The organism is Anabaena sp. EIM26 (assembly GCF_057568715.1).
Genome location: NZ_CM172472.1, coordinates 4,120,001 through 4,135,212 on the forward strand (window position 1 = coordinate 4,120,001; position 15,212 = coordinate 4,135,212).

The window sequence follows — 15,212 nt, forward strand, 5'->3', positions numbered from 1 at the left end:
TAGTGGAATACAATCGAGGACGGTGAAACCCTGCCCTTACGGGTTTTGCAATTTACTGAAGTGTATCTGACTAAAGTGCATACTGCTATATATTAATTTAATGCAGCTTAATTTTCATAATCTTAATCAACTTTGGTCTTATGTATTAACGGAAACCCTCAAACGTTTGGGTTTAAGCTGTGCTGTCATTTGTCCGGGTTCTCGTTCCACACCGTTAACTGTGGCTTTTGCCAAACAAGCACCAGATATTGAAGCTATTCCGATTTTAGATGAACGTTCTGCGGCTTTTTTTGCACTGGGACAAGCAAAAGCAACCCAAAAACCTGTAGTATTAGTTTGTACTTCGGGAACAGCAGGAGCGAACTTTTACCCTGCTGTAATTGAAGCTAAAGAAAGTCGTGTTCCTTTACTAATATTAACCACTGATAGACCGCCAGAATTAAGGGAGTGTCATTCTGGGCAAACTATCGACCAAGTGAAATTATATGGTAATTATCCCAACTGGCAAACAGAGTTAGCTGTACCTATCGCAGATACAGGAATGTTAAGTTATCTTAGGCAAACGGTAATTCATGCTTGGGAACGTTGCCAATTTCCTACGGGAGGGGTAGTACATTTAAATATATCCTTCCGTGACCCTCTCGCACCTATTGCCGATGGTACAAATTTTACATTAGATTTAGAAGAATTTTTTGCTGGGATAGTTGCCCCATTTCCTATCCCCCATTCCCCATTCCCTATTCCCCAAGAATGGCAGCAATGTCAAAGGGGTATTATTATTGCTGGTGTAGCCCAACCTAAGCAACCTCAAGAATATTGTAGAGCGATCGCACACCTTTCCCAAACACTCAACTGGCCTGTTCTAGCGGAGGGACTCTCCCCAGTCAGAAATTATGCAGACTTCAATCCCTATTTAATTTCTACCTACGACATCATTTTACGTAATCAGCAACTTGCCGAAGTATTAATACCAAAGATTGTAATTCAAATAGGAGAAATGCCAACTAGTAAAGAATTGCGTAATTGGTTGATTTCTACTAAACCTCAACATTGGGTAATTGATAGTTGTTCTCAAAATTTAGACCCTTTACATGGAAAAACGACACATTTAAGGATATCTATAGAAGATATTGGGAGATTAAAAGATGAGGAAAGGGGAAAATGTGGGGAAAATAAATATTTAGATCAATGGTGTCAAGCTGAGGCAAAAGTCAGAAAAAATATTGACCAAACTTTTAAAAATATAGATGAATTAATTGAAAGTAAAATCGCTTGGTTAATTTCTCAACATCTTCCACCAGGGACACCTTTATTTATTTCTAATAGTATGCCAGTAAGAGATATAGAATTTTTTTGGAAACCGAATAATTTAGGAATAAGTCCTTATTTTAACAGGGGTGCAAATGGTATTGATGGTACTCTTTCTACTGCTTTAGGAGTATCACATACTCAACAAAGTAGCGTAATGTTGACAGGAGACTTAGCCCTACTGCATGATACGAATGGGTTTTTAATTAGCAAAAAATTTCTGGGACACCTGACAATTATTTTAATTAATAATAATGGGGGAGGAATTTTTGAACTGTTGCCAATTGCTAAATTTGACCCACTTTTTGAGAAATTTTTTGCTACGCCACAGGATATTGATTTTTCTCTGTTATGCGCTACTTATGGTGTACAATATGAGTTTATTAATTCCTGTAAACAATTGCAAGAAAGGTTACAAACATTACCAAAAATAGGGATAAGGGTTTTAGAGGTAAGAACAAATAGGAAATTTGATGCTCAATGGAGGAAAGACAATTTAACAAGATTGTCATAATTATTTTGAAAGCCAATTGATAAAATATTCATCTTTATTTACTAAATTTTATCTATAAATTGTTAATCCATTCAATATTGTTTTATTCTTCATCTAAACCGATTTTTTTGATAAAAATAAATCTCAACTGGGTCAGCGTTGAAACCCATAGTTTTTTGCTAATGGGATTTTATTCCTAAATACACTATACTGTTGCCTGCGATGCCCTGAGCGAGTCTAAGGGTTCCCTTGTGAAAAAATCCAGTTCTCAACTTGGACGATGTTTATTGGATAATCTAAACAATACAATATTGATTAATATCGCATTACTAACGAGCTTTACGGAGTCTATTTTATTGAAAAGTTGCTCACACACATTAGAAAAAATTTTTACTGATAGCTGATAAATTTGATTTTAGCGAACTAGATATCAAGTATCAAACTTTAAATCACTAACGCAGAAAGCTGCTAATTATCCACATCAATATAAACGTTAAAACAGTAGAAAACTGATTTGATGTCACGTTTATAAATGGCATTTGCTGTAATATCCAGGTGGCTATTAGTCCCCCTGATATTAAACCAATAATTAGACTTCCTAGTGTGAATAATACGGCTCTGCCAAATTTGTTTTCCTTACGATTGAGAAAATAAATACTAACTCCTACGCCAACTACTAATGACAGTTGTAGAACCTGATCTCTAGCAGCAGGGTAAAACAAACAAATAGCACTTAAACTCAGATACCAAGCTCCTGGTAATAGCACATCAGGTAAACTTGGTTGATCCAACATTCTTTGCAGCCATGCAGGTGACTGCTCACGAGGGGTAGGACTTTCTTTCTGAGGAGATTGCGATCGCATTTCTGGAAAGCGGATACGCTCAGGTACTTTAATTTTACCTTCTTGACGCATCCGTAGGCGCTCCATTAAAATCGCATCATAAGCTGATTCAATTAGTTCTAGACCCTTGCCATCAACACCATGTTGCTCCAACAGGCGATTGCGAGCGTCCTGAATTTCATCAAAACTAGCATCTTCTGATACCCCAAGTTTTTCGTAGGGATTTTGATCGCTCATGGCAATTTGTTACTTCGGCCTTGGTAAGCAGCAGTTTTTCGTTTACTAGAACACTAACCTGGGTCTATGTTGTTCCAAATATTTGTCCCAACTTATTCCCATCCTTTAACAGGATATTAGCACGGGTTAGTTTGTTTGACCCAGGAATTTTAACTATGGATAGTTTAACATATTGTTATAACACTGTGTATATCATCAACTTGCTGAGTAGCTATGGCTTTACTTACCATAGTAGTAAAAAATATATCCTGCACGGGTATCCACCTTACTGCAAGCAAGCTACAGAGGTCTGAGTTGTATCACTAAATCTTACTTTGAGAGGATGTTTTAAAATTATATCTTACTGGTCACACTGTGTTCTCTTGAGACAAAACGCTACAAATAGGATCGGAACAACCATTTAGTGTATATACTGAATTGCAGACCTGATTACCGGAAGATTGGTGCCTACATTGTTCATAATTATGACTACAGTTCACTGTGAATAATCAGGATACTCGTAACTAGACCCTGTAGATTCCTAATTACGGCCAAAGTGTAAACTGTGTTTTTACACAATTCCCCTTGTTAATCCTATGAATTTTTATGTAAAGTGATGATCATGGCTCCTGCCAAGATTCTTGTAGTTGATGACGACCCTGCGGTTCGGAATTTAATCCAACGCTTTTTGATTAAACAGAACTATCAAGTGGAAGCTGCCGAAGATGGTAAGGCAGCCCTGGCTCTATTTGAGCAATTTAACCCAGACTTGGTAATCCTAGATGTAAATTTACCAGATGTCATCGGCTTTAATCTCTGTCAAGAGATGCAAAGTCGTAACGGCGTTTTTGTACTCATGCTAACTAGCCGGACAGATGAAGCCGACAAAATTCGCGGTTTCTCTAAAGGTGCTGATGACTATCTCACGAAGCCATTTGGTTTGGGAGAGCTAGAAGTAAGAGTAGCAGCTATTTTGAGGCGGCAGCGAATTGTAACTACCGCAGAACAAAAACGCCTCATTTTTGAAAAGCTGATGATTGATCCTGTACGGAGGGAAGTTACACTTAACGACGAAACAGTACCTTTAACTGCTTTAGAATTTGACTTGTTACATTTTTTAGCCAGTCATCCAGGTCGAGTTTGGCGGCGAGCAGAACTCATCCAAGAGGTCTGGGACTATGAATATGTGGGTGATCAGCGAGTTGTGGATGTCCATATCGGTCAAATTCGCAAGAAGATTGAAATTGATGCTAGTCAGCCTGCATTAATTCAGACTGTGCGTGGTGTAGGGTACAAGTTTGAATGTCCTACTCATCCGCAACAAGAAGTTCAATCCTAATCTAGAGTTTTGCAAATCTTGACTCTTTAAAAATCAGCTAAAGAGTACAATACTGTGCATCTGAAAGGGTAATTACCGTTATCCTGCCTGCGTTATCAATTTTTTCACGATTGTCTTTGGCTCTGGCATGGCTAATGGTAAATTTCTCTAGCATAATCTGACATTACAGCAGAATTCATGAGTCAGCACTTCGACAAGCTCAGTGACCAGTCAGGAGTCAGAAGTAAAACTGGCTTTGTGTATAGGTTTCAACTTAGATTTTGTACCTCCTAACTACGCAAACTGCTGTAAGAGTGTTCCCAAAAATCAATTAGCACAGCTGGATGAAGCAATGACAATTGGACATTTTTTATTTGGAATACTCTTAGAGAACTCCACAAAAAGAAATGCCCAATTTCATTCTTATAGCGTAGCGTGGCGGATGACTCCTAAGTCATCACGTAAGCTATAACTATAAGAAACAAAGTGTAGTGTATCCCTTCGGGACATTTTGTAAATACGAAGTGTACTGTCGGTAATATTATTAACGTTTACCCAAAATAGTGGATATGTCTCCTGATTGCTCTATTACTTCCAGTTCTAATTCAGGTTCAGAAAAGGAAAATTCTACCACTTCTTCAGGTATGGAAACTCTGATATCAGCACCATTAATAATAGCTCCTAACAGCCCTAACTCAGCTTCTACCAGCTGATCAATGGCTTCTCCGAGCATATTTTCTTGTGTATAGTTAGGTCGGGCGACTAGCACGATACCATCACTATAGGGTTGAATTAATAACGGATCATTGGAAATGCTGAGAGGATTTGTGTCTAAAATTACTAAATCATAACGTTCTCGTGCATCTTCCATCAGGCGGCGCATTTCGCTTGATTCGATGATAGCGGCAGATTGACGAACAGGTCCGACGCTGGGAATAATGTATAAATTTTCTACATCAGGAACTAAGCGAATACAGTCACTCAGGCTGGAATAATAAACCAATGGTTCAACCGTGGCATAGGAATCGGCAGCTACTTTCAGCGATGCAGCCTGGGAGGGCGATCGCAAATCTGTTTCAATAATCAATGTTCTTTTACCAGCAAGTGCGGAAGCTATCCCCAAGTTGTAAGCACTCACGGTTTTACCTTCTTGGCTGCTGACGCTGGTAATCAATATCACTTTAACGTCATTGCCGCCAATCCGGCGCAAGTTACTGCGAAACTTTTCATAAAACTCTAAATAGGGAGAATCTGGAAAAAGTAGTACAGGTAAAGCTTCTGGAGCCAAATCATCAACTGGCATCAAAGGCAATTCTCCCAATAGTAAAACTTCCCGTTCCTTGAGACTTTCGCGGATATCTTCCTTGGTCTTGAAAGTTCCTTCCAGTGAACCCAGCAAAAATATTACACCACTACCAATGACAGCACCCAAGAAAGCACCGATAGCTAAGGTTGTAGGTATACTCTTGAGTGGAACAGCAACGTTAGTAGCTATGGGTGGTCTAGCAATCGTGAAACTGCTGACGGTTTCTGCTTCTGCAGCTTGAGCATCTGTTAGCTTGGCTTGCATTTGGTCATAGATAGCTTTTTTAAGACCAACAGACTGTTCCAAGCGCGATCGCTCTAATTGCTTATTAGGTATGAGAGAATATTCTCGACGTAATTGTGCCTCTTGTTGAATTTGCTGTTTGAGTTGTTGTTCGAGCGTCTCTCGTTGGGTTTGTAAAGCTACCATTTGGTTAGCTAATGCCTGACGCGTGGGATCTAAGCTACTTTGGGTGCGAATACCTGTCACGTTCCCCCGAAGTGGAGCCGCAAGACCACCACCACCTAAAACCTCCGCAGCACGTTGTTGCAGTAATTCTTCAGAAGCTTCTTTTTGACGCTTTAACTGAATCATTGTCGGGTGTTCAGGTCGTAAATCCTTGCGGAGAACGGCGATTTGTGACTCAGTTTGATAAATTTGCGATCGCAAATTAGCAATAATTGGATCAGCACTCAAAGCAGAAGAAACATAAGCCTGTCCAACGGTTAACCCCAACTTATCTTCCAAAGAACGAAGTTGAGCATCAATTCCAGAAATAGTTAGCTGAATTCCTCTTTGCTGATTTTGACTAGCACTAATCCCACTCAGCAAACTACCATTTTCTGCTGCTAAAATCGCTGTTCTTTCCCGTCGATCATATTCTTCTAGTTTATTTTCAGCAGCTTGGAGTTCTTGCTTAAATTCTGGCAAGCGCTCATTAATTTTTTGAATAATCGCCTTTAATCGTCCAGTATTAATCTCGCTACTTAACTGAATTATTCCTTTCATCAATTCTTGCAATACATCTTTAGCTCTATTGGCATCGCTATCTACATACTTCATGATGATTGATGTAGATTCTAATTCTCCTAATTTATTTCTACTTGGAAATTTAATTACTACATTTTTAGCAATAGTTTTTGGGTTAGTCTTTACTTTTGCTGCTACTGTCTCAATGACTGGATCTGATAGTAAAACTTCTGGTGTTAGTTCTTTCCCCTGTGCTTGAATTTCACTACCAGTTTTTGAGAAAGAAACGGTTGGTGTATTATATGTCAACGCAGATTCGGCCATATAAGTGACTGGTGGATCTGGTTGTATAGCAACTACTGTGGAACCTATTACCACTAGACCAAAACTAGCTAGTCCAACCCACTTGTATTTTTCAAAAGCAATAAGATAGCGTTTAATAATTGGTGGTGTCATAGCATTTAATTAATCATTAGTTATTACTTATTATTTATGAGTTATAAACTCTGGCTGCTAAACCACATCTGCTTTGAAACCAATAGTTTTTTCTTCATCGGGTTTTGTTTCTAAATCCTATACTCTTCTCTGTTCCCTTTTAAAAAACTCCAGTTCTCAACTTGGACGAGGTTTAAATAAATTTTTAATTTGAACCACCACCGAATAATCCTCCCCCAAAGTTTTGGAAAAAGTTTAGAAATGATTGCACATTAAAAAACGGTTGCGTGATAGTATTCAATAAATTAGTAATTTTCCCAACCAAATTTCTACCAACAACTATCACATCATTATCTTGAAGTGCCACATTTTGAGAATTATCACCTGCGAGTGCCTTTTTAGCATCAAGTCTTTGAGTAACGGCTTTACCCTGTTCAGGATCAAAGCGAACAAGAGCAATATCCCGAAGATTAGCAGTGTCGAGACGAATACCCCCCAAAGCATCTATAAATGTACTCCCATTAGGCAAAGATTGAGTTGCTATTCCTCCTGCGGCATAGTTTAAAACTCGGACTTTAATCTGAGGAATAGCTAAAGTTGAACGTGCCACCAACTTGCGATCATAACCGTCATCAGTACCAATTTCACGGCGCGGTACAATGATTGCATCCCCATCTTGTAAGCGTAAATTAGGGGGTGAACCACCATTTTGCAAGGCAGCATACAAGTTAAGATTTTGTGAAATTATAGAACCATCAGTTAGCTGACGACGTATTTGCACTTTTCGCAGGTCTGCGGTCAAAGTTGACCCCCCTGCTAAAGGTAAAATCTCAGTAATTCGTGGCATTCCCGAACTAGCAGAATAAATTCCAGGACGAAATACTTCTCCCGTAATAGTAACTTGAACTGGGCGCATCTGTGCTAAAGTTACCACCACAGGATCTGTAGTAACACTGCTTAAAGCCAAGCGAATTTTTTCTTGGGCTTCTTCCACACTCAAGCCTAGTATAGAAACTTTCCCTACTTGTGGAATGACAATATTACCATCTTGACTAATTGCCGCTTGGAAACTTAAATCTGGACGTTGCCCAGTTAGTGATAAGGATATAATGGGGTCAATAACATAACGATTTAAGCCAGTGCGAATTTTTGCCTCTGCTTGTTGCAAAGTTAAACCTTGTAAAGAAAGTACTCCCAATAGTGGTACGACAATATTGCCTTCTGGATTAATAGCAGCTTGAAAACTTAAATCTGGAAATCGCTGCACCGTCACACCAATAGAATCTCCAATTCCTAAGCGGTATAGACCAGGGGGTCGCTGAACTATCACGCTGATTGTATCTCCTATACCTAAGAGATAACGGTTGAATTGCGGTGAAATTTCATCATTTTCACTGGGAGGCATCACCTCAAAACTTGCTGGAGGCTGAGGAACTTGTTCTGGTGATTGTTCTAATAATAGTAAATTTTGAGACATAACAGGTTTTATAGATACTGATAAGTCAATACCTACCTGAAGAGTAATCAAAAACAGGGCGCTGAATGCACGTATATGAGAACTGGACGTTATCAACATCGATACAGTTATAGTTGGTTAAATAGAATACTTTACAGAGCTACAGACATCAATGCGGATTGCACTGTTTCACCGAGAGACTGAAGTTGCTGCCAAGATGTTTCCACTTGTCCAAAAGGCTCTATTGGTATCAGAATACTCACAGCCACCCAAGGAACACGCTTTTGCTGCCATTGTGCCATTTGGTCTGCAACAAACCAGTTTACTGGTGATGAAGTTCCACCATTTGGCATTGCGTACCATTGTAAGACAGCAAAAGTTGATTTTTGTGTTGTTGCCCGAAAGAACCTAGCCTTAACTTTGATAGTGGCATTTGCTTCTGGACTAGATGGTTGTTTAACAGTAAATTCAGCAGCCCGATATTGAGCTATATCCCACTTTCCCCAACTTGACTTGCCCCAACCACTAACGTCTGTCCACTCTACTTCTGGTTGATCTCTGGGCCCATTTTGCGGCAGCAAAAGCAGTATGGCTTCAACCGACTGATCTTGTTGCTTGAGTGTTTGCAATGACCATTTATGTTCACCTATTTGGGTTTCTGACTGTTGAATAGTTTGCCACCCAGGAATACTTAATCCTACTTTACGGATGTTTTTCAACTGCTTGAGTTGAGTAACTGGTGGTGGCTGCTTCCATTGCCACTTTCCTGTTAGGTATCCAGGAACTGCTCCCACTCCTAACAGCAGTAGCAGTAAAATTAACACTGCTACCTGATTCCATTGTTGTTTTTTGAAAAATTTGGATAAGGAAATCATTAGTAAAATTTCCAACACTTAGACAGGATTGTACTAGATAAAACGAGAAAATATTTCTTTTATGCTTTTTCGGCTTTCTCGTCTAAATCAATTGGTGCTTGTTCTGAAAAATAACTATTCATCCAATTTAGTAAAGGTACTAGTAATAACAGCATACAAGCAGAGTAGAGGTCGCCACCCCAACCTTCATGCAGCCATGAAAAGCCTCCTTCGTTGCCAGTACCGTGAAAAAAAGTCAATAAGGTATTACGAATAATATTGGCTGTCACACTAATGACAACAGCAATAGATAAAAACCAGACTGTTATGCGTCGTGAAGATATGGTATCTGTCCAATAAAGTAATATTAAGCTGACGTAGAGGGTAGTAAATAACATTTTCAACCCTGCACAATAGGGAGCTACCTCCACAATTCGTCCATTTACGTAGAGGTTGATTCCATCTACTATGACGTTCATGCCAAATTGATTGAGGATAAAGGCTGCTGTACCAGCTATAAAGCTTTGTAGAGGAAAGGTATAGGGGGCTATTATGTAAGGTAATGCTGTCGGGGTAGCTAAGAACACTAGCAATAAGGGAAAACCTTGTAATCGTAAGCCTGGTATGCCCTTGAACCATAAGCATAGTCCGGCTAGTATGGTAGGTAAGGACAGGTTAACCCATTCGGATACACCACTGAGATAAAAAAATACGCCTATTATTAATAAGCCGATGCTAACAGGATGGGACGAATCGGGCAACCGTTGCCACTTTTTCCGATTTGTCCAAGCGATATAACCAGCAAATGGTAAACCGATAATACCGTGGCTGAAATATTCATGTTCAATACTGATACTTTTGTGTAACCAACCATCTAACCAATGTAGCAATATCGGAGCATAAAGCAGGAAGAAAATTATTAAAATGCCTAAATTTAACAATTGGCCTGTACTGCGGATTTTAATTTGTTGTTGGAGTTCCATAATTTTAATGCACAATTAAATCAGGATTTAAGGATGAAAGGATGATCGAGATTAGTTTTCACATTCCAACCCAAAATTCACTATTAAAATTTGCCGTGAATAGTGTTTGTTGTAGTTGTTAGTGCAAATAAAATTTAAGTTCATCTCATTTTTTGGCGATGTTCAAGCTTGAAAAAATAGCAGTTACAACTTCTTGAATTTGGCTATTTTTCAAGCCGGGGTACATGGGCAAGGATAATATTTGTTTAGATAATTTTTCTGATTGGGGAAAGTCTCCTTGTTGATAACCTAATTGGCTAAATGCGGGTTGAAGATGACAGGGGATTGGGTAATGAATACCTGTTTGAATTCCGACCGCTGTTAGTTTGTCTTGTAGTTGCTGACGTTTTAGGGGACAAGAATCATCAATTTTGATGACATAGAGATGATAGATATGTCCTGTGCCACTTTGGTTAACCATAGGGATAACACCAGCAGAGTCTAATGGTTCTAGTTCTATATTATACTGTTTAGCAATGGTAAAGCGATCGCTATTCCACCCAGATAAATGAGGTAATTTTTGGTGTAATATTGCTGCTTGTAGGGTATCTAAACGGCTGTTAGTACCTGGTTCAAGATGCACATACTTTTGAGATGAGCCATAATTTCGCAACCGGCGCATTTTTGCCGCTACGTCTGCATCTCGTGTTATTACCATTCCCCCATCCCCAAAAGCCCCTAAATTCTTGCTGGGATAGAAACTAAAGGCTGCGGCCATACCCACCGAACCTGCTTTATATCCTTCTCTTTCTGCCAAATGTGCTTGGGCTGCATCTTCAAAAATTAGCACTTTATGAGTATCAGCAAAGTCTAATAATTCGCTTGGTGATACCATTTGACCATATAGATGTACGGGAATAATGGCTTTGGTGCGGGGTGTAATGGCTTTAGAGGCTGCTTCCAAGTCAATTAAAGCTGTTTGGGGGTCACAATCTACTAAAATTGGTGTAGCACCAGCACTAACCACACCGATCAGTGTGGCGATAAAAGTATTAGCTGGTAAAATGACTTCATCACCAGCACCAATGTGACAAGCTTGCAGTCCCAGAGCGATCGCATCAGTTCCAGATGCCACACCAATTCCATACTCCGTACCAGATGCCGCTGCAAACGCTTCTTCAAAATCGGATACAGCTTGTCCTAAAATAAAATCTCCCTTTGCCAATACATCCTGAATCGCCTGTTGCAACTGAGTTTGAATCGGCTGATGTTGTAAATTTAAGTCTACAAAAGGAACTTTAATAGTCATTTTATTTCTGTCCTGGTAGTATCAAAAATTCAGTAGCAACATACTATCTCACAAAATGTATTACATTTTCAATTTCACACACAGCTTTTGTTTTAGCAATTCAGTTGAACCTGGGTTAACACTCATAAAGAAACCCCATTACTACAGGTTTGACGATGCAAAACTATAACTCACTGATATATTATCCTTAGTAAAATTTCTCTACTTAAGTAATATTTTTAGCACTAGTATCTACTAATTCTAGAGATTCTCTCACCAACTCCTGAAAGCAAGTAAAAATTTTTTTGCCCAACCTGTTGATCGGAGGTGAAATTGGGGAATGCTGAGAAATAGAAAATAATAACCACATGATAGTGGTTATAAAATTGACCGTATCGAAAGATTATCAAGGTAGTACTGGTGATGATAGAACCTGAAAATAAATTATTTGCCCCTGATGATGGTTGGAATTCTTTAGAAATCCAAGAGCAAAAACGCCTAAAAGTCTTGACAGAGTTAGGTTTACGACAATTAGAAACCATTCCGATATTTGAAGAAGCCACTCAAACCGCTGCCCACTTTTTGGAAGCCGAAATTTCCATTTTGGGATTTATAGATCAAGAAATCCACTGGTTCAAGTCATCGGTGGGTTTATCAAGATTAGGACTGATGAATAATTTGGCAAAAAATCGTCAATTATTACGTCGAGAGTCCTTCTGCACACAAGTGGTAGAAAGCTCACAAACTGTAGTCATTAATGATACCAAAAACAACATAGATACAGAAATATTTACCAGCGATTTGGTGCAGAAGTATGGCATTCGTTCCTACTTAGGAGCGCCATTGATTGATGCTGCTGGATATTGCTTAGGTGCATTAGCAGTGATGGATCGCAAACCACGTGATTTTACAGAGCGAGACATTGAGTTTTTGCAAATCATCGCTCGTTGGAGTATGAGTGAATTTGAGCGTAATCGTTTGTTACAGGGGAAATCACCAAAAAGCAATATTAGAAGCATTTCTAGTTTGCCATTTTCAGAAGAACAGATTATTGACCTCAAAATTTCCCCACCAATTCTAGAAACAGCCTCTGGTTCTACTCAGCAACTTAAACTAGAACTCTTAGGCCAATTAACTCAAGAGTTGCGTACACCTTTAACATCTGTACTGGGTATGGCTGGTGTTCTCGGCCGGGAGATTTATGGTCCTTTGACAACTAAGCAGCGAGAATATCTAGAGATTATTCAACACAGTGGCAAGTATTTGCTTTCTTTGGTGAATGAAATTACTGAACTAGGAACAATAAGTGATGCTTCGGATGTGCTGAACTTAGTTTCTGTGGATATTGAAATGCTATGTCAACAAGCCATATATACACTAGCAGAAGTAGCTGTCCGTCGTGATCAAGATATTCGTTTGTCTATAGAGCCAGGACGCAATCGCATTTGGCCTTTAGATAAAGATAAGGTGCGGCAAATTTTGTATCACCTGTTATTTAGCGTGATTCAACTTTCTGCTACAGGTAGCATTATTCGTGTTCATATTTCTGGCAGAGAAGATACACTCTGTATTACCGTTTGGGTCTCTCATCCCTATTTGGGAGATGGAATTACTGAAATTGACCCTTACGTACACACTGATTCCTTGTCAATATTAGAAATAGTCGGTAGAGAGGACAAGTATAATCTTGCTGCCGATAATCAGGAGAATTTGCCAAAAAGATTGAATACATCACAAAATTTGATTGATGAGCAACTAGGTATACTGGTTAATGCTTCAGATCAGGATTTAGCTAATTTATCTGGTCATCGATCTCGTGAAAAAATAGGTTTGTTACTTAGCTGTCATCTAGCAGAACTTCATGGAGGACATATTTCAATACAAGGTTCACTAGATTCAGGATACCGCTATGTGATTTCTTTGCCACTGCAAGCGGCGAAACCCCGACAATTAATTAATAATGAAACCTAATTACAAGGAACAATTTTTCAATTGCTAATCTCAGTTGTGATCTTTGGATAACGACCGGCATTATCATAAAAGCCAAGTTCTGCATATAAGTGCTAATTGGTGACGACGTTGTTTATGAATTTAGTCTGGCAAAAATTTACTTTATCCTCTTTACCGCTGAAGGAATATCTGTCTACGAGTTATTTGCATCGTTTGATAGTCGGGATTTTACGTCCTTGGCGGCAAACTAGTATTTTGATGCAGTGGGGAGATACAATAGCGGCGGCTCTTCTCAGCCTGGTCTATGGTTTTGCGCCTTTTGTCTCCAGTAGTTTAATGCTGGTATTAATGGTGGCTTGTATAGGATTTTGGCTGTTGCTGACTTTATCTGATGAAACTACTTCTGTAAATGCAGCTTCTGTCACTCCTATTCATCTGTTGGTATTGCTGTATTGGGGAATAGCCGCGATCGCTACAGCCCTATCCCCAGTCAAAAAAGCAGCATTGAATGACTTGGCAACATTAACACTCTATTTATTACTCTTTACTGTCTGCGCTAGGGTGCTGAGATTTCCCCGCCTTCGGTCTTGGCTGATCACTGTTTATTTACACATATCCCTAATTGTCAGTGTCTATGGGATTCGACAATGGTTTTTTGGTGCTAAAGCACTAGCAACTTGGGTTGATCCAGAGTCGGCTCTATCTAAGACGACTAGGGTTTATAGTTATTTGGGTAATCCCAATTTACTGGCAGGATACCTAACACCAGCCGTAGTTTTAAGCTTGGTGGCAATTTTTGCTTGGCATGGTTGGTTGAAGAAAGCTTTAGCTGCAACAATGTTTGTTGTCAACACTTCCTGTTTGGTTCTTACTTATAGTCGTGGCGGCTGGATTGCTTTAGTAGTGGCACTTTTGACGGCGATGGCATTGTTAGTTTATTGGTGGAGTATGGAAATGCCACCATTTTGGCGGACTTGGTCACTACCAATTATTGTGGGAGGTTTGATTGGGGTGTTGGTGCTGGCTGTGATTTTTGTCGAGCCTGTGCGTTTGCGAGTTGTGAGCATTTTTGCAGACCGTCAAGATAGTAGTAATAATTTCCGTCGTTATGTTTGGGATGCTGTGTTTAAGATGATAGGCGATCGCCCAATTATTGGTATTGGACCTGGACACCATTCATTTAACAAGGTTTACCCTCTCTACCAACAACCCCGATATACAGCTTTGAGTGCCTATTCAATTTTTTTAGAAACGCTCGTAGAAACTGGCTTTTTGGGTTTAGCTAGTTTTCTCTGGTTAGTAATTGTTACTTTTAATACGGCATTTGTACAACTGCAAAAGTTACGGCAATCTAGAAGTGTGGAAGGATTTTGGATTATTGGGGCGATCGCTACTTTACTGGGTATGCTCGCTCACGGAACCGTCGATACTGTCTGGTATCGTCCAGCCGTTAATACTGTGTGGTGGCTAATGGTGGCCTTAATTGCCAGCTATTGGCAACCTTTAACTCAACCAGCAAATCAATCTAGAGTTGTTCAGTAGAATTATCCAGAAATTAGATATCAGTCCTGTATAAGGATTTGATATTCATTTGCAAATAAGTCTAGTTGTCAGCATTATTTCCACTGACAACTGACTATTTTTTTATAGCTAATTGGTGTAACCTGAGTTCGAGATAAGATAATTTGTGGAAAACTCCCCCCAGTAGGAGTTTCAAACCCTTATTCTCTCGCTCTTAAAAATCATAGCTCCGTTCGGCGAAGCCGTGCCGTAGGCATAGAAGAAACACCGAACACCGAACTCCTAACTCCGAAC

General features: G+C 39.4%; 10 protein-coding genes. 4 read left to right on the forward strand and 6 right to left on the reverse strand.

Annotated elements, in window-relative coordinates:
• Nucleotides 1-100: 100 nt before the first annotated feature.
• Nucleotides 101-1,822, forward strand: a complete 1,722-nt coding sequence (menD, locus tag AC012T_RS17800) for a 2-succinyl-5-enolpyruvyl-6-hydroxy-3-cyclohexene-1-carboxylic-acid synthase (RefSeq protein WP_487060082.1) — start codon at nt 101-103, stop codon at nt 1,820-1,822.
• A 431-nt stretch (nt 1,823-2,253) separates the two neighbouring features.
• Here menD and AC012T_RS17805 read toward each other — a convergent pair whose 3' ends face one another.
• Nucleotides 2,254-2,880: a CPP1-like family protein gene (locus AC012T_RS17805; protein ID WP_487060083.1), complete on the reverse strand. Its 627-nt coding sequence runs from the start codon at nt 2,878-2,880 to the stop codon at nt 2,254-2,256.
• 601 nt (nt 2,881-3,481) lie between these two features.
• On the opposite strand from AC012T_RS17805, the gene AC012T_RS17810 reads away from it, so the two are divergent.
• Complete coding sequence (locus tag AC012T_RS17810) at nt 3,482-4,198, forward strand: response regulator transcription factor (RefSeq protein ID WP_487060084.1); 717 nt, start codon at nt 3,482-3,484, stop codon at nt 4,196-4,198.
• Between the two features lie 523 nt (nt 4,199-4,721).
• On the opposite strand, the gene AC012T_RS17815 is transcribed toward AC012T_RS17810, so the two are convergent.
• From AC012T_RS17815 to AC012T_RS17835, 5 genes are all read right to left on the reverse strand, one after another.
• Nucleotides 4,722-6,908, reverse strand: coding sequence for a GumC family protein (locus tag AC012T_RS17815; protein ID WP_487060085.1), 2,187 nt, complete (start codon nt 6,906-6,908; stop codon nt 4,722-4,724).
• A 184-nt stretch (nt 6,909-7,092) separates the two neighbouring features.
• On the reverse strand, nt 7,093-8,463 hold the full coding sequence (locus tag AC012T_RS17820) for a polysaccharide biosynthesis/export family protein (RefSeq protein ID WP_487060086.1): 1,371 nt from the start codon (nt 8,461-8,463) through the stop codon (nt 7,093-7,095).
• A 32-nt stretch (nt 8,464-8,495) separates the two neighbouring features.
• Nucleotides 8,496-9,218: a cyanoexosortase B system-associated protein gene (locus tag AC012T_RS17825; RefSeq protein ID WP_487060087.1), complete on the reverse strand. Its 723-nt coding sequence runs from the start codon at nt 9,216-9,218 to the stop codon at nt 8,496-8,498.
• 59 nt (nt 9,219-9,277) lie between these two features.
• Nucleotides 9,278-10,180, reverse strand: coding sequence for a cyanoexosortase B (gene crtB, locus AC012T_RS17830; protein WP_487060088.1), 903 nt, complete (start codon nt 10,178-10,180; stop codon nt 9,278-9,280).
• A gap of 145 nt (nt 10,181-10,325) precedes the next feature.
• Nucleotides 10,326-11,468, reverse strand: a complete 1,143-nt coding sequence (locus AC012T_RS17835) for a DegT/DnrJ/EryC1/StrS family aminotransferase (protein ID WP_487060089.1) — start codon at nt 11,466-11,468, stop codon at nt 10,326-10,328.
• Nucleotides 11,469-11,870: 402 nt separating this feature from the next.
• Between AC012T_RS17835 and AC012T_RS17840 the strand changes: the two genes are divergently transcribed.
• Together AC012T_RS17840 and AC012T_RS17845 are read left to right on the forward strand one after the other, a co-directional pair.
• Nucleotides 11,871-13,418: a GAF domain-containing sensor histidine kinase gene (locus AC012T_RS17840; protein ID WP_487060090.1), complete on the forward strand. Its 1,548-nt coding sequence runs from the start codon at nt 11,871-11,873 to the stop codon at nt 13,416-13,418.
• Nucleotides 13,419-13,532: 114 nt separating this feature from the next.
• Nucleotides 13,533-14,939 (forward strand): IctB family putative bicarbonate transporter, encoded by a 1,407-nt coding sequence (locus tag AC012T_RS17845; RefSeq protein WP_487060091.1) that lies wholly within the window; start codon nt 13,533-13,535, stop codon nt 14,937-14,939.
• Nucleotides 14,940-15,212 lie beyond the last annotated feature (273 nt).